Origin of the sequence: Amycolatopsis deserti (genome assembly GCF_014653945.1) — a bacterium.
In the GTDB taxonomy this organism is placed as follows: Bacteria; Actinomycetota; Actinomycetes; order Mycobacteriales; family Pseudonocardiaceae; genus Amycolatopsis_E; species Amycolatopsis_E deserti.
Window position 1 is genome coordinate 328,640 of sequence record NZ_BNAU01000007.1, and the last position, 15,250, is coordinate 343,889.

The 15,250-nt window shown below is 72.9% G+C and carries 14 protein-coding genes; 9 read left to right on the forward strand and 5 right to left on the reverse strand.

Annotation, left to right across the window (positions count from 1 at the left end):
* The first annotated feature begins 104 nt into the window (after positions 1-104).
* The 6 genes from IE290_RS28325 to IE290_RS28350 are packed head-to-tail and all read left to right on the forward strand — an operon-like array spanning position 105 to position 6,768.
* A complete protein-coding gene (locus IE290_RS28325; protein WP_191247733.1) occupies positions 105-1,430 on the forward strand; it encodes a purine-cytosine permease family protein in 1,326 nt (441 codons plus the stop codon).
* Positions 1,431-1,445: 15 nt separating this feature from the next.
* Positions 1,446-2,984 (forward strand): hydantoinase/oxoprolinase N-terminal domain-containing protein, encoded by a 1,539-nt coding sequence (locus IE290_RS28330; RefSeq protein ID WP_191247734.1) that lies wholly within the window; start codon positions 1,446-1,448, stop codon positions 2,982-2,984.
* Positions 2,981-4,057 carry an S-methyl thiohydantoin desulfurase family protein gene (locus IE290_RS28335; protein WP_229874753.1) on the forward strand — a complete coding sequence of 359 codons (1,077 nt, stop codon included), beginning with the start codon at positions 2,981-2,983 and terminating at the stop codon, positions 4,055-4,057. The genes IE290_RS28330 and IE290_RS28335 overlap by 4 nt, the downstream gene beginning before the upstream one ends.
* Positions 4,054-5,148, forward strand: a complete 1,095-nt coding sequence (locus tag IE290_RS28340) for an S-methyl thiohydantoin desulfurase family protein (protein WP_191247736.1) — start codon at positions 4,054-4,056, stop codon at positions 5,146-5,148. The genes IE290_RS28335 and IE290_RS28340 overlap by 4 nt, the downstream gene beginning before the upstream one ends.
* Complete coding sequence (locus IE290_RS28345) at positions 5,145-5,855, forward strand: SDR family oxidoreductase (protein ID WP_191247737.1); 711 nt, start codon at positions 5,145-5,147, stop codon at positions 5,853-5,855. The genes IE290_RS28340 and IE290_RS28345 overlap by 4 nt, the downstream gene beginning before the upstream one ends.
* Before the next feature lie 49 nt (positions 5,856-5,904).
* Positions 5,905-6,768 carry a trypsin-like serine protease gene (locus IE290_RS28350; protein ID WP_191247738.1) on the forward strand — a complete coding sequence of 288 codons (864 nt, stop codon included), beginning with the start codon at positions 5,905-5,907 and terminating at the stop codon, positions 6,766-6,768.
* Here IE290_RS28350 and IE290_RS28355 read toward each other — a convergent pair.
* Positions 6,752-7,531 carry a putative hydro-lyase gene (locus IE290_RS28355; RefSeq protein WP_229874781.1) on the reverse strand — a complete coding sequence of 260 codons (780 nt, stop codon included), beginning with the start codon at positions 7,529-7,531 and terminating at the stop codon, positions 6,752-6,754. The two genes, IE290_RS28350 and IE290_RS28355, sit on opposite strands and share 17 nt — an antisense overlap.
* Before the next feature lie 55 nt (positions 7,532-7,586).
* On the opposite strand from IE290_RS28355, the gene IE290_RS28360 reads away from it, so the two are divergent.
* The gene (locus IE290_RS28360) at positions 7,587-8,648 is read left to right on the forward strand and encodes a DUF917 domain-containing protein (protein WP_191247740.1); all 1,062 of its coding nucleotides are present in this window, start codon (positions 7,587-7,589) and stop codon (positions 8,646-8,648) included.
* Positions 8,645-10,138, forward strand: coding sequence for a PucR family transcriptional regulator (locus IE290_RS28365; protein ID WP_191247741.1), 1,494 nt, complete (start codon positions 8,645-8,647; stop codon positions 10,136-10,138). The genes IE290_RS28360 and IE290_RS28365 overlap by 4 nt, the downstream gene beginning before the upstream one ends.
* Before the next feature lie 67 nt (positions 10,139-10,205).
* Here IE290_RS28365 and IE290_RS38320 read toward each other — a convergent pair whose 3' ends face one another.
* A complete protein-coding gene (locus IE290_RS38320; protein WP_191247742.1) occupies positions 10,206-10,610 on the reverse strand; it encodes a MarR family winged helix-turn-helix transcriptional regulator in 405 nt (134 codons plus the stop codon).
* A complete protein-coding gene (locus IE290_RS28375) occupies positions 10,607-12,040 on the reverse strand; it encodes a DHA2 family efflux MFS transporter permease subunit (RefSeq protein WP_191247906.1) in 1,434 nt (477 codons plus the stop codon). The genes IE290_RS38320 and IE290_RS28375 overlap by 4 nt, the downstream gene beginning before the upstream one ends.
* A 150-nt stretch (positions 12,041-12,190) precedes the next feature.
* Between IE290_RS28375 and IE290_RS28380 the strand changes: the two genes are divergently transcribed.
* Positions 12,191-13,915, forward strand: a complete 1,725-nt coding sequence (locus tag IE290_RS28380) for an IlvD/Edd family dehydratase (protein WP_191247743.1) — start codon at positions 12,191-12,193, stop codon at positions 13,913-13,915.
* Positions 13,916-14,027: 112 nt separating this feature from the next.
* On the opposite strand, the gene IE290_RS38040 is transcribed toward IE290_RS28380, so the two are convergent.
* Together IE290_RS38040 and IE290_RS28390 are read right to left on the reverse strand one after the other, a co-directional pair.
* The gene (locus IE290_RS38040) at positions 14,028-14,237 is read right to left on the reverse strand and encodes an IS110 family transposase (RefSeq protein WP_229874754.1); all 210 of its coding nucleotides are present in this window, start codon (positions 14,235-14,237) and stop codon (positions 14,028-14,030) included.
* Positions 14,238-14,331: 94 nt separating this feature from the next.
* Complete coding sequence (locus IE290_RS28390) at positions 14,332-15,207, reverse strand: LysR family transcriptional regulator (protein WP_191247744.1); 876 nt, start codon at positions 15,205-15,207, stop codon at positions 14,332-14,334.
* Between the last annotated feature and the right edge of the window lie 43 nt (positions 15,208-15,250).

Below are 15,250 nucleotides of genomic sequence, written 5' to 3' on the forward strand. Positions count from 1 at the left end.
GTGCACAGGCGCGACGGCAAGCCTGTGCACCTCGCACAGTGACCGGGCCGTTCGCGCTGTTTACGGTGCTGGGAACCGCTTCTTCTCCGGATAAGGAGGTCGGCATGGCCTCGTCAGTCGGTGTCGACGACTACGCCCTCACCAGAGTCCCGGACAGCGCCCGCTACTCATGGTGGTCGGTCGCGATCCAACGGTTCGGCCAGGTGTCCGCGCTCTCGCAGTTCCTGCTCGGCGCGACCGTCGGCTTCGGGATGAGCTTCTGGCAGGCGTTCCTCGCGTTCACCCTCGGCTCGGTGATCCTCGAACTCATCACGATCCTCGTCGGCGTGATCGGCATGCGCGAAGGCCTGTCGACGTCGATGATCGCCCGCTGGACCGGCTTCGGCCGCGGCGGGTCCGCGCTGATCGGGCTCGCGATCGGGATCAGCCTCATCGGCTGGTTCGGCATCCAGTCCGCGGTGTCGGCCCAGGGTCTCGTCTCGCTCATCGGCGGCCTGCCGGAATGGGCGTGGGCGCTGGTGTTCGGCCTGCTCGTGACCGCGATCGTGGTGCGCGGCTTCCACTCGATGGCGTGGACGGCGTACCTGACCGTCCCGGCGTTCCTGATCCTGGTCGGCTGGTCGATCATCTCCGAGCTGTCCAGCCACGACGTCGCCGCGCTGGTGTCGTCGGCGCCGCCCGGCCCGGGACTGAGCCTGCTGGAGGGCACCACGCTCGTCGCCGGCGGGTTCATCGTCGGCGCGGTGATCACGCCGGACATGACGCGGTTCAACCGCACCACCGGTGACGTGGTCAAGCAGACGCTGGTCGGCATCACGCTCGGCGAGTACGTGATCGGCATGGCCGGCGTGCTCCTGGCGCACGCGGTGAAGTCGGCCGAGATCACCACGATCGTGACGTCGTCGGTCGGCTGGGTCGGTCTGCTGATCGTGATCGCCGGAACCATCAAGATCAACGACTGGAACCTGTACTCGTCCGGGCTGGGCGTCGTGAACTTCATCGGCACCGTCTCCGGCCGCAAGGCCCACCGCGGCCTGATCACCGCCGTGCTCGGCATCGTCGGCAGCGTCCTCGCCGCCGCCGGGATCCTCGGCGCGTTCTCCGACTTCCTCACCCTGCTCGGCGTCGCGTTCCCGCCGATCGCCGGGATCATGGTGGCCGAGTACTTCGTGGTCAAGAAGTGGCGCGGCGAACTGGAAGCCGCGCGTGCCAAGGGAACCGTGCCCGAGGACGCGCCGGTGTGGGTGCCGGCCACCATCGTCGTCTGGGTCGCCTCGGCGCTGATCGGCAAGTTCGTCGAGTGGGGCCTGCCCAGCATCAACTCGCTCGTCGTGGCGTTCGTGCTCTACGTGGTCGCGGGCAAGCTCGGCCTGGTGCGCGGCATCGGCCGCAGCCGCACCGCCGACGCCGACCCCGTTCCCGCCGTCTAGGAAAGGAAAACTCTCGTGCGCATCGGCATCGACGTCGGCGGCACCAACACCGACGCGGTCCTGCTGGACGGGCGGCAGGTGCTCGCCTCGATCAAGACCAGCACCACCGAGGACGTCACCTCCGGCATCGTCGCCGCGATCAACGGCCTGCAGCAGCAGCGCGCGTTCGACCCGGCGGCGGTGCAGGCGGTGATGATCGGCACCACTCACTTCATCAACGCGCTCGTCGAGGCGCACCGGCTGGCGCCGACCGCCGCCGTGCGGCTCAGCCTGCCCGCCGGCGCGTCACTGCCGCCGATGGTGGACTGGCCGCAGCGGCTGGTCGACGCGGTGTCCGGGCGCAGCTACCTGGTGCACGGCGGGCACGAGTTCGACGGCCGCCACATCGCCGAGCTCGACGAGTCCGAGCTGCGCAAGGCGGCCGAGGACATGGGCGCGGCCGGGGTGCGCAGCGTCGCGATCACCTCGGTCTTCTCCCCCGTCAACGCCGAGTTCGAGGCCCGTGCGGCGGAGATCATCGCCGCCCAGCTGCCGGACGTGGCGATCTCGCTGTCCCACGAAATCGGCCGGATCGGCCTGCTGGAGCGGGAGAACGCGACCGTCATCAACGCCGCTCTGCGGGAGCTGGCCGCGCACATCGTGGACGGCCTCGCCGCGTCGGTGTCCGGCGCGGGAATCACCGCGCCGCTGTACCTGAGCCAGAACGACGGCACGCTGATGGACGTCGACTTCGCCCGCCGCTACCCGGTGGCCACGTTCGCCTCCGGCCCGACCAACTCGATGCGCGGCGCGGCCGTGTTGTCCGGTTTGGACACCTGCGCGGTGGTCGACGTCGGCGGCACCACGAGTGACGTCGGCGTGCTGCGGCAGGGCTTCCCGCGCGAGGCGACCACGGATGTCAGCGTCGCCGGGATCCGCACCAACTTCCGCATGCCGGACGTGCTGTCCATCGGCATCGGCGGCGGCAGCCGGGTGCGCGGCACGGCCGTCGGCCCGGACTCGGTGGGCTACGAGCTGACCTCGAAGGCCCTGGTCTTCGGCGGCGACACGCTCACCGCGACCGACCTCGCGGTGGCCGCGGGCCGCGCCGAGATCGGCGACCCGAGCCTGGTCGCGCACCTGGACCGTGACCTGGTGCGGGCCGCGCTGGACCGCATCGCCGCCGACGTGTCCGACGTCGTCGAGCGGATGCGCACCTCGGCCGAGCCGCTGCCGGTGGTCGCGGTCGGCGGTGGTTCGGTGCTGCTGCCGGACGAGCTGTCCGACGCCGGCAAGGTGCACCGGCCGGAGAACTACGCGGTAGCCAACGCGATCGGTGCGGCCATCGCGCAGATCGGTGGCGAGGTCGACCGGGTGTACGCGATCGAGCCGGGCCGCCGCGAAGCCGTCGTCGAGGAGGCGAAGCAGGAGGCCGTGGACCGCGCGATCGCGGCCGGGGCCAGCCCCGCGTCGGTCGGCATCGTCGACTTCGACGAGGTGCCCATCCCCTACCTGCCCGGCAACGCCACCCGCATCCGGGTCAAGGCGGTCGGCGACCTGCAGCTGGGAGCGTGACGATGCGCGAGATCACGATCGACCACCTCGACGACATTGCCCGCGGCGCCGCGATCCTCGGCACCGGCGGCGGGGGCGACCCCTACATCGGACGGCTGCTCGCGTCGTCGGCGGTGCGCGACCACGGTCCCGTCGAGCTGGTGCCGCTGGACGAGGTCGGCGACGACGCGGTGGTCCTGCCGGTCGCGATGATGGGCGCGCCCACGGTGATGGTCGAGAAGCTGCCCTCGGCCGAGCAGGTCGGGCTGGCCGCCCGCACCCTGGCGACCTACCTGGGCAAGGAGCTGACGCACATCGCGTGCGCCGAGGCCGGCGGGGTCAACTCGCTGATCCCGGTGGTCGCGGCGGCGCAGCTGGGCCTGCCGCTGGTGGACGCCGACGGCATGGGCCGCGCGTTCCCCGAGCTGCAGATGGTGCTGCCCACGCTGTACGGCATCCGCGCGACCCCGATGTCGATCGCCGACGAGAAGGGCAACCGCGGCGTGCTGGACACCGTGGACAACCACTGGGCGGAGCGGCTGGCGCGGTCGGCGACGATCGACATGGGCTGCTCGGCGATGATCAGCAACTACGCGATGTCCGGCGCGCAGGCCCGCGAGTCGCTCGTGCCGGGCACACTCAGCCTGTGCGCCGAGCTGGGTTCCGCGGTGCGGCAGGCGCGCGCCGAGCACACCGATCCCGTCGCGCGGGTGGTGGACCGGCTCGGTGGCCGGAAGCTGTTCCGCGGCAAGGTCGTCGACGTCGCCCGGCGCACGGTCACCGGGTTCGCCCGCGGCGAGGCGAAGCTGTCCGGAATGGACGGTGACGCGGGCAGCGAGATGGTGCTGAAGTTCCAGAACGAGCACCTGGTCGCCGAGCGGGACGGCGTCGCGCGGGCGTCGGTGCCGGACCTGATCTGCTGCCTGGACTCCGAGTCCGGGGAGGCGGTGACCACCGAGGGCCTGCGGTACGGCCAGCGGGTCACGGTGATCGCCGCGCCCGCGGATCCGCGCTGGCACACGCCGGAGGGCATCGAGCTGGCCGGGCCGCGCTACTTCGGCTACGACATCGACCCGGTCGGGGTTCCGGCATGAGCTGGACGCTGACCGAGGAGCACCTCGAAGACCTGGCACGGGGCGCGGCCGTGCTCGGCACCGGTGGCGGCGGTGACCCGTACGTCGGCCGGTTGCTGGTGCGGCAGGCGATCCGCGAGCACGGGCCGATCACGATCCTCGACCCGTCCGAGGTCGGCGACGAGGACCTGGTCGTGCCGACCGCGCAGATGGGCGCACCGACCGTGGTGCACGAGAAGCTGCCCAGCGGCGAGGAGCCGGTGCTGGCGCTGCGCACGCTGGAAAAACACCTGGGCCAGCGGGCGAGCGCGACGATGCCGATCGAGTGCGGCGGCATCAACTCGATGATCCCGCTGGTCGTCGGCGCGCGGCTGGGCCTGCCGGTGGTCGACGCCGACGGGATGGGCCGCGCGTTCCCCGAGCTGCAGATGGAGACCTTCGGCGTCTACGGCGTGCCCGGCTCGCCGATGGCGATCGGCGGGGAACGCGGCGAGACCACGGTCATCGACACCGGCTCGGACAACCGGCGGATGGAGTGGCTCGCACGCGGCGTCACGATCCGGCTGGGCGGGGTCGCGCACATCGCCGAGTACGCGATGAGCGGCGCGGAGGTCAAGCGCACCGCGGTGCCCCGCACGCTGTCGCTCGCGTTGACCGTGGGCCGCACGATCCGGGAGGCGCGGGAGAACAACCTGGACCCGGTTTCGGAGCTGGCCGGGGCGTTGCACGAGACGCTGTACCAGAACCTGCGCGTGATCTTCCGCGGCAAGGTGTCCGATGTGGAGCGCCGGACCGAGGCCGGGTTCGCGCGCGGACGGGCGCAGGCGGTGTCGTTCGACGGCGAGCACAAGCTCGAGCTGTTGTTCCAGAACGAGAACCTGCTGGCGCTGGTCGACGGCGAGGTGCGGTGCCTGGTGCCGGACCTGGTCTGCGTGCTGGAGTCGGAGTCGGCCGAGCCGATCACCACCGAGACGCTGCGCTACGGCCAGCGGGTCGTGGTGGTCGGCATCTCGACCCCGGACCTGATGCGCACGCCGGAGGCGCTGGCGACGTTCGGGCCGGCCGCGTTCGGGTTGTCCTACGAGTTCACACCGGTGGAGGAACTGCTGTGAGTCTGGCGGATCGGGTCGTCGTGATCATCGGCGGCGGGTCGGGCATCGGGTTCGAGGTGGCGCGGCGGGCCGCGGACGCCGGGGCGCGGGTTTTCCTGGGCGGGCGCACCGCGGCGACGCTGGAGGCCGCGGCGGAGAAGATCGGCGCGCAGTGGCACGTCGTGGACAACACCGACCAGGACTCGCTGGCCGAGTTCTTCGGCGCCGTGCCGCGGGTGGACCACCTGTTCACGCCCGGCGCCTCCTACACGACCGGGCCGATGCGGGAGCTGTCCGACGAAGACGCGGCGAGCCCGTTCGTGACGAAGTTCTGGGGCCAGTACCACGCGGTCAAGCACGCGGCGCCGAAGCTGTCCCGGGACGGCTCGGTGGTGCTGATGTCCGGCGCGGCGAGCGTGCGCCCGCCGGGCCCGGCGCCCGCGTACATCGCGTGCAACGCCGCGATCGAGGGGCTCGGCCGCGGGCTGGCGGTGGAGCTGGCGCCGGTGCGGGTCAACGTGGTCGCGCCGGGCACGATCGACGGGAACCTGTGGTCGCAGCGCCCCTCGGACGTCCGCGAGGCGAGCTTCGCGCAGTACCGTTCGGACACGGTGCTGCACCGCGTCGGCAACGAGTCCGAAGTGGCCGAGGCGGTGCTCTACCTGTTCGGCGCCACGTTCACCACGGGCTCGACGCTCTACCCGGACGGCGGCTACTCGTTCCGGTAGGGCCGTTGGTCGGGTGTTTTTCGCGCCTCCGTGAGGTTGACTCTTCCGGATGAAAGCAGCACTCGCATCGGCCGCCGCCGTCGCCGCGATCCTGGCGACGGCGGCCCCGGCCTCGGCCATCAGCTCCTACAACGCGACCCCGGCGCCCGAGCGCACCGAGGCCGGCGCCCTCGTCGCGACCTGGGACAACGACGCGAACCCGGCCACGCCGGACCGCGTGGACTGGGTCTGCTCGGGCACCATGGTCGACCGCGACACCTTCCTCACCGCCGCGCACTGCACCAGCGACTGGCCCGCGAACGTGCGGTTCTACGTCTCGCTCGACCAGGACGTGCAGTCCGGCCTCGACGCGGCCGCGCAGCAGTACCCGGGCGACCCCGCGGCCGTGGCGCGCGCGGTGGGCGTGCCGGGCGTCGCCCACACCGACCCGGCCTACCCGGGCAACTCCGCCGACGCCCACGACATCGCGGTCATCCAGCTGCCCGCGCAGCAGGTCGCCGCGCGCTGGTCGTTCACCCCGGCGAAGCTGCCCACCGCCGGGCAGCTCGACCAGCTCGGGCCGCGCGGCCTGAACGACACGCCGTTCGTCGTCGTGGGTTACGGGACGCAGGAGGCCGTCAACGGTCCCGGCGGCCAGACCCACCCGGGCGGCGGGGTGCGGATGAAGGCGCCGGTCAGCTTCGACGCGCTCAACAAGACCTGGGTGCGCCTGGCGATGACCGCGCCACAGGGCAACGGCGGCGCCTGCTACGGCGACTCCGGCGGCCCGAACTTCGCCACGATCGGCGGGCAGCGGGTGCTGGTGTCCACGACCATCACCGGTGACGCGCCGTGCTACGCCACCAACGTGACCTACCGCCTGGACACCCCGTCCGCGCGCACGTTCCTGGCGCCGTTCACCGCGCTGCCGTAGTCACGCGGTACTCGCTGTCGCGCCGGTCGGTGATGAACATGTGGCCGGGCGAGTGGGTGATCGCGAACGGCGGCTTCGACGCCATCAACGCCGCCTGCGGGGTGACCCCGCAGGCCCAGAACACCGGCACGTCACCGGGCTCCGCCTCGACCGGGTCGCCGAAGTCGGGGCGGGCCAGGTCGGCGATCCCGAGCTCGGCGGGGTCGCCGGCGTGCACCGGCGCGCCGTGCACGGCCGGCATCGCGCCGCTGATCGCGGTCGCCTCGTCGACCAGGCCGGCCGGGATCGGGCGCATCGACACGACCAGCGGGCCGTGCAGGCGCCCGGCCGGCCGGCACTGGCGGTTCGTCACGTACATCGGCACGTTGCGGCCCTGCTCGAGGTGCCGCAGCGGGATGCCGGCCGCGAGCAACCCGGTCTCGAAGGTGAAACTGCACCCGATCGAGAACGCGACCAGGTTCTCCTGCCACAGGCCGCGCACGTCGTCGACCTCCTCGGCCAGCTCGCCGTGCCGCCACACGCGGTAGCGGGGCAGGTCCCGGCTCAGATCGGCGCCGGGGGCGAGCACGGTCGAGGTGCTGCCCGGGTCGGTGACGTCGAGGACCGGGCACGGCCGCGGGTTGCGCTGGCAGAACAGCAGCACGTCGTAGGCCCAGTCGCGCGGCACGGCGATCAGGTTGGTCTGGGTGAAACCAGCCGCCCACCCCGACGTCGGCGCCACGGTTCCGGCGCGGAACGCCGCGCGCGCCTGTTCCGGGGTCATGGTCGCGGGATCGTCTACCCTGGTCATACCTCCAGCTCAGCACATGAAGGCCAGCATGCGCATCACCGCGGCGGACGTGCCCGCTCTCGAACGGGGCGTCGCGCTGCTCGGGTCGGGCGGGGGCGGCGACACGATGACGGCCGCGGCGCTGCTGCGTCAGCTCGTCACCCACGGCCGCGAACCCGACGTGCCCGCGGCGCTGGATCCGGCGACGCTCGTGATGCCGGTCGGGATCGTCGGCGCGACCGCCGCGTTCACCGAGAAACTGCCCAGCGGCTCGGAGTTCGCGACCGCGGTGGCGGCGATCGAACGCTGGACCGGCACACCCGCGGGGGCGCTGGTGTCGATCGAGATCGGCGGGCTGAACGGGCTGATGCCGCTGGTGGCCGCCGTCGAGCTGGGCCTGCCGTGCGCCGACGCGGACCTGTCCGGGCGCGGGCTGCCGCGGCTGGACCAACTGTCCATCGCCGCGACCGGCCGCGGGCTGGCGCCGGCCGCGCTCGCCGAACCGGGTGGTCAGGTGCTGGTGCTGGCGGCCGGTTCGGACGAGTCGGTCGAGCGCGGCGCCCGCGCGTTCCTCGCCAGTTCCGGCGGCTGGGCGGCGATGGCGTTCGCCCCGGTGCCCGCGGGGGACCTGCCCGGGTGCGCGGTGATGGGCAGCGTCACCGGCGCGCTCGAACTGGGGCGGCGGGTGCTCGCGGCCGGGGAGAGCCCCGAGCCGGACCGGCTCGCCGAAGCGTCCGGCGGGCAGGTGCTCGCGATGGGGCGGGTGCTCGAGGTGTCCCGGCACATCGGGCCCGGGCAGCACGGACGCGCCGGCTTCGGCCGCGGCAGCGCGACCCTGACCGACCACCGCACCGGCGCGCTGCTGCGGCTGGAGATGGAGAACGAGTACCTGCTGGCCCTGCGCGACGGGCAGCCGGTGGCGTCCACCCCTGACGTGCTCGCCGTGGTCGACCACCGCACCGGCGTCCCGGTGCCGTGCGACGCGATCCGCGCCGGGATCGAGGTCGACGTGCTGCGGCTGGCCGCGGCGCCGTTCTGGACCGATCCGCGGCGGCTGCCGGTGCTGCGGCCGCGCGCGTACGGCATCGACTCGGATCCGGTGCTCGCATGATCCTGCGTCGGTTGCTGGCGCTGCCGTCGTGGGCCGGGGTCCGGGTGGCGGCGGGCGGGTCCGGACTGGACCGTCCACTGGAGACGGTCCGGGCGACGCTGGACGCCGGGGACAGCCCGGCGGCCGGTGAGCTGCTGGTGCTGGCGCGCGAGCTGCGGGGCACGGACTGGCAGATCGACGCGCTCCTGCGGCGCGGGGCGGACAGCGGCGCGGCGGGCCTGCTCCTGCCCGAGGTCGAACCGCTGACCGCGACCCGGCTGCTGGCCGACCGGCTCGCGATGCCGCTGCTGGTGACGGCGGAGCGCCCGCTGGACCTGCTCGTCGAGGCCCGGCTGATGCTCGCCGCGCCCGAGCTGGACCGCGCGAACCTGGTGCTCGCCACGCACCGCGCGCTCGGCGAACGGCTGCGCTCGCCGGAGGAGGTGGTGTCCGCGCTGCGCGGGCTGCTGCGGTCGCCGGTGGCGTTGCTGGACGACCGGGGCGAGCCGGTGGCGGGCGAGCTGGCGTCGGCCGGGCGTATCCGGGTTGGTGAGCCGGTGCCGCAGCGGGTGGACCTCGACGACGGGGTGTTGCTGGCGCACCCGGCGCTGCTGGCCGGCCCGGTGCTGTGGGTGGCTGCCGAGCTGACCGGGGCCGAGGCGGCGCGGGCGGACGTGGTGCCGCCGGCCCTGGCGGTCGCGGCGGGCGCGGTGCAGCGGTGGCTGCTGGCGAACCGGCTGGAGCTGGAACGGGACGCGCGGTCGCGCACCGCGTTGCTCGGCGACCTGCTGCGGCTGGACGCGGAGCCGGGCGCGGACCTGCGCCGCCGGGCGGCCGACGCGGGGTGGCGGCTGGGCGGCTGGCACGTCGGGTTGCGCATCGGCGTGGCGTCCAGTGTGGACACGGTGGCGCGGACGACCGAGGTGGTGCGCGCGCTGCGGGCGGAGCAGATCACGGCGGTGGTCGTCGAGCACGGCGACGGCTGGACCGGGTGGGTGACGTTCGACCAGGAGCCGACGGCCCAGCGGGTGCGCACGCTGGCGGCGCGGCTGCGGGCGGCGCACAAGACGCTGCGGCGCACGCTCGGTTCGCACCTCGGGGTCGGCCGCCCGCACCCGCGCCCGGACGGCCTGGCCGCGACGATCGCCGAGGCGACCGATGCCGCCCGGCTGGCCGCGACCCGGCCGGAGTCGGGGCACTTCCTGCACGTGGACCAGCTGGGGATGGCGCAGCTGCTGCTGGAGTGGACGCGGACGGACACGTTCGAGCCCGCGGCCCGCGCGCTGGTCGCCCCGCTGCGCAACGCGCCCGGCGACCTGGTGCGGACGCTCGCGGCGTACCTGGACGCGGAGTCCTCGATCGCCGAGACGGCCGCGGTGCTGGGGGTGCACCGCAACACGGTCGCCGCGCGGATCGCCCGGATCGAGCAGCTGCTGGGCGTGGACCTCTCCCGCCCGGACGACCGCTTGGCCCTGCACCTGGCCTCGAGAGCCATCACCCTCGGCGACTGAACGCGGAACGCGCCCGCAGGAAGGTGGAACTCGCGCACCGGCCGCGAGTTCTGCGCTCGCAGACCGGTCAGCCGGCGGTGAGCTTCGCCAGGAGGCGGTCCAGCTGGGCCAGCTCGTCGGCGTCCAGGGCGGCCAGCGACGGCGGCGGCTCCTTGAGGATCCGCTCCGCCGTGGTCGCCGCCTCCGCGCCCGCCGCCGTCACCGCCACCAGCTTGCGTCGCCGGTCCTGCGGGTGCACCGTCCGCGACACCAGCCCGCGCTGCTCCAGGTCGTCCACCACCAGCGTCACGTACGGGCGGTCGGTGTTCAGCCGCTCCGCCAGGTCCGCCAGCGTCAGCGGCCCGGACGCCAGCCGCCGCAGGGCCTTGATCTTGATGAAGCTCATCCCGAGCGCCTCGGTGACCGCCTTGCGCCGGTCGTGCCGGCCCAGCACGTCCTGCATCCGCTCCCACACGCGCTCCGCCGCGCTCACGTCCGCGCTCCCGCCGGCTCGTCGAACAGCACCGTCGCCCGCCGGGCCGTCGCCTTCGCCCAGCCGCCCGTCGTCAGGACGCCCAGCGCCATCACCACCACGCCGCATCCGGCCATGATCCACCACGCGAGGTGGCTCGCCGCCGGGAAGCCGGTCGTGAACCCGCCGGAGATGTGCGACGTGACCACCGCGCCCAGCACGGCGACCCCGAGCGACGCCCCGACCTGACGGCTCGTCGACGCCACCGCCGCGGCCACGCCGGCCTGCGCGCGCGGCATCCCGGACACCGCGGTGTTCGTGATCGGCGGGTTGAGCATCCCGAACCCGGCACCGAACACCACGTAGGCCACCACCAGCCAGCCGATCCCGGTCTGCGCGCCGAGCCGGGTCAGCAGCACCCCGCTCACCGCCAGCCCCAGTCCCCCGGCCACCAGCGGGATCCGCGAGCCGCGCGCGGCGACCACCCGTCCGGACAGCGGCGCGAGCGCGAAGATCGCCAGCGCGCTGGGCAGCGTCAGCAGACCCGCGTGCAGCGGCGTGAACCCGCGGACGTTCTGCAGGTACAGCGCGTTCAGGAAGAGGAACCCGCTCAGCCCGGCGAACCCGCACACCGCGATCACCGTCGCCCCGGAGAACGGCACGCTCGCGAAGAACCGGGGGTCGAGCAACGGTTCCGCCCGACGCCGCTCGTAGGCGACGAGCCCGATCCCGGCGGCCACCGCCACCGCGAAGCACCCGAGCGTCGGCCCGGACACCCAGCCGTGGTGCGGCCCCTCGATGATCCCGTAGGTCAGGCTCGCCAGCGCCACGACGGCGAGCAGCTGCCCCACCGGATCGAGCCGCCGCGCCCGCGGCGCCTTCGACTCCGGCACGAACAACGCGGTCAGCACCAGTGCGGCGATCCCGACCGGGATGTTGATCCAGAAGATCGACCGCCACCCGACGGCGTCCACCAGCACGCCGCCGACCACCGGGCCCAGCGCCATGCTCAGCCCGACGACCGCGCCCCAGATCCCGATCGCCCGCGCCCGTTCACGCGCGTCGGTGAACGTGTTCGTGATGATCGACATGGCGACCGGGTTCAGCATGCTCCCGCCGACCGCCTGCAGCATGCGGAACACGATCAGCAGCCCGATGTTCGGCGCCACGCTGCACAGCAGGGACCCCAGCGTGAACAGCACCAGCCCGGTCTGGAACGTGCGCCGCCGCCCGATCCGGTCGGCGGTCGACCCGGACAGCATCAACAGGCTGGCCAGCACGAGCGTGTACGCGTCGATCGTCCACTGCAGACTCGACACGCTCGCGGCGAACTCGCGCTCGATCGACGGGAGCGCGAGGTTCACGATGGTCGTGTCCATCGCGACGACGAAGAGGCTCAGGCAGCAGATCGCCAGCACGAGGAGACGACGGCGGTGGGACAGTTCCGGCACGCGCACCCCAAACGTTGTAGTCCTATAACAGTTAGCACTGTACAACTCTCTGGCCTGCGCGACCACTGTGACGTCCGACGCCTCTGGACTTCAATCATCCAATGATTTAACGTTCGGATCGCATCGCACTCGACGGAGAGGAACAAGTTCGTGACGGGGCAGAGGCGCAGCACGGCGTGGTTCGGGGCGACCGGACGCGCGGGGATGATCTACCGCTCCTGGATGCGCAACCAGGGCTTCGGGGCCGAGGTCTTCGACGGCAGGCCGGTGATCGGCATCGCGACCAGCGCGTCGGAGCTGGCGCCGTGCAACGCCCACCTGACCCGCGTCGCGGAGGCGGTCAAGCGCGGGGTGTGGCAGGCGGGCGGGTTCCCGCTGGAGTTCCCGACGATGGCGACCGGCGAGACGCTGATGCGCCCGACCGCGATGCTCTACCGCAACCTGATGGCGATGGAGGTCGAGGAGCTCATCCGCGCCAACCCGCTGGACGGGGTGGTGCTGCTGTCCGGCTGCGACAAGACGACCCCGGCGATGCTGATGGCCGCGGCGAGCGTGGACCTGCCCGCGGTGATGGTCACCGGCGGCCCGATGCTCAACGGCAAGTACCGCGGCACCGACGTCGGGTCCGGCACGCACGTGTGGAAGTTCGAGGAGGAGCTCAAGGCCGGGCGGATGACCCAGGAGGAGTGCTTCTTCGCCGAGGGCTGCATGGCCCGCTCGAACGGGCACTGCATGACGATGGGCACCGCGTCGACGATGGCGTGCATGGCCGAGGCGCTGGGCATGCAGCTGCCCGGCTCGGCGACCTGGCCCGCGGTGGACGCGCGCCGGTTCGAGATCGCGCAGTCGGCCGGGAAGCGGATCGTCGAGATGGTCGAGGAGGACCTGCGGCCGTCGCGGATCCTCACGCGTGAGGCGTTCGAGAACGCGATCCGCGTCAACGCCGCGATCGGCGGGTCGACGAACGCGATCGTCCACCTGCTCGCGATCGCCGGGCGCGCCGAGGTCGACTTGTCGCTCGACGACTTCGACACGCTCATCCGCGAGATCCCGACCCTGGTGAACCTGATGCCGTCGGGCAAGTACCTGATGGAGGACTTCTGCTACGCCGGCGGCCTGCCGGTGGTGATGCGCCAGCTCGCCGAGGCCGGGCTGCTGCACGGCGAGAGCGTGACCGCCACCGGCAACGCGGTCGGCGAGAACGTGGCCGGGGCGGAGAACTTCAACACCGACGTGATCACCACGGTCGAGGAGCCGTTCCAGCCGGCCGGCAGCGGCACCGCGGTGCTGCGCGGCAACCTGTGCCCGGGCGGCGCGGTGATCAAGCAGTCGGCCGCGTCGGCGCACCTGCTCAAGCACCAGGGGCGGGCGCTGGTGTTCGACACGGTCGAGGACTACCACGCCGTCGCCGACGACCCGGACCTCGACGTGGACGAGACGACCGTCCTGGTGATCCGCGGCGCCGGGCCGAAGGGCTATCCGGGCATGCCGGAGGTCTCGAACGTGGCGTTGCCGGCGAAGCTGCTGAAGGCGGGCGTCACGGACATGGTGCGGATCTGCGACGGGCGGATGAGCGGCACCAGCTACGGCACGGTGGTGCTGCACGTGACGCCGGAGTCCGCGGTGGGCGGCCCGCTGGCGCTGGTGCGGACCGGCGACCTGATCACGCTGGACGTGGCGGCGCGGACGCTGAACGTCGAGGTGTCCGACGAGGAACTGGCCGCGCGGCGGGCGTCCTGGCAGGCGCCGGAGTCGCCGTACAAGAGCGGGTACACCTGGCTCTACACGCAGCACGTGCTGCAGGCCGACGAGGGCGCGGACTTCGACTTCCTGCGCGGCTCCCGGGGCCACAAGGTGCCGCGCGATTCGCACTAGAGATGTCCTTGGCCGGGACATTGGTAACTGCGGGTCGGTGTGACGTGGCAGAGCCTCCGGTCCCGGCGTGGTTCGTCCAGGACCACGCTCGACCGGCGGCTCTCGTTGATCTTCAGCTTGTCGATCCTGCGTCGTAGCTGGCCACCTGCGCGCGGAGTGCGGTCAGGTCCTGCAGCTGCCAGTGCAGCCGGTTGATCGTGCGGGTGCGCTCGGCCAGGTCCTCGATCGGGTCGGACTTGCCCCGAGTACGGGCCGAGGAACGCGCTCGGGCCATCAGTTTGGGCGGCACGGGCACCACGTTCTGGCCTGCGGTCACCAGCATCCGCGACACCGCTCCGGCGACGTGCCGGCAGTCCTCGACGGCGACGGCGGTGTGGTTGCCAGCCGACTGCCACCAACCTGACGGCCAAGTACGACTAGACCGCTTCCACGCAGCAGGCCACGAAGTCGGCGACGACCGGGTTGTCGTCGCCGGCCGGGTGCCAGGCGATGCCGACCCGGGTCGGGCTGAGGCCGCGCACCGGGCGGTAGACGATGCCGGGGCGGGCGTAGAAGCGTGCGGCGGATTCGGGGGCGAGCGCGATGCCGTAACCGTTGGCGATCGCGCTCAGCCACTCGTCCGGCTGGTCCGTGACGGCCCCGATGCGCGGCTCGCCGTCGCGTTCGTCCGCCCCGAGCCAGTGGTCACGCCACCAGCCGGTCTCGGCCGGGGCGGCGACGAACGGCTCGTCCCACAGCTCGCGGAAGGCGATCTCGTCGCGTCCGGCGAGCGGGTGCGACGCGGGCAGCGCGACCCAGCGCGGTTCGCTGAACAGTTCCCGCACCCGGAACGCGTCCTGCCCGGGGAACGGGAGCCGGACCAGTGCGGCGTCGACGTCGGCGCCGGCCAGCCCGGCGGTCGGGTCCGACCAGGCGGCCTGGCGCATGTCGACCCGCCAGCCCGGGCGACGGCGGCCGAACGCGGCGATGATGGCCGGCGTCGCCTCGTTCGCGGCGCTGGCCAGGAAGCCGACGCGCAGCACCCGGCCGCCGGCGGCGCGGGTTTCCCGGCAGGCCCGGTCCCACCCGTCGAGCAGGGCGGGCACCCGGTCCGCGAGCACCCGGCCGGCGTCCGTGAGCGCCATGCCGTGGCGGGAGCGGGTGAACAGCGTGGTGCCGAGCTGCGCTTCGAGCTGCTTGATCTGCTTGGTGAGCGCGGGCTGGGACACGAAGAGGCGCTCCGCCGCGCGCGTGAGGTGGCCCTCCTCGGCGACGGCGGCGAAGTAGCGGAGCAGGCGCGTGTCCACATCCATGCGACCAGGTTATGGAAGCGGGTATTGGACGTCGCCGCCTCGC

What these genes read in the sequence shown, in the direction of transcription:
- IE290_RS28325 (WP_191247733.1), top strand. Translation starts at nt 105, where the DNA reads ATGGCCTCGTCAGTCGGTGTCGACGACTACGCCCTCACCAGAGTCCCG.
- IE290_RS28340 (WP_191247736.1), top strand. Translation starts at nt 4,054, where the DNA reads ATGAGCTGGACGCTGACCGAGGAGCACCTCGAAGACCTGGCACGGGGC.
- IE290_RS28350 (WP_191247738.1), top strand. Translation starts at nt 5,905, where the DNA reads ATGAAAGCAGCACTCGCATCGGCCGCCGCCGTCGCCGCGATCCTGGCG.
- IE290_RS28355 (WP_229874781.1), bottom strand. Translation starts at nt 7,531, where the DNA reads ATGACCCCGGAACAGGCGCGCGCGGCGTTCCGCGCCGGAACCGTGGCG.
- IE290_RS28360 (WP_191247740.1), top strand. Translation starts at nt 7,587, where the DNA reads ATGCGCATCACCGCGGCGGACGTGCCCGCTCTCGAACGGGGCGTCGCG.
- IE290_RS28365 (WP_191247741.1), top strand. Translation starts at nt 8,645, where the DNA reads ATGATCCTGCGTCGGTTGCTGGCGCTGCCGTCGTGGGCCGGGGTCCGG.
- IE290_RS38040 (WP_229874754.1), bottom strand. Translation starts at nt 14,237, where the DNA reads ATGCTGGTGACCGCAGGCCAGAACGTGGTGCCCGTGCCGCCCAAACTG.
- IE290_RS28390 (WP_191247744.1), bottom strand. Translation starts at nt 15,207, where the DNA reads ATGGATGTGGACACGCGCCTGCTCCGCTACTTCGCCGCCGTCGCCGAG.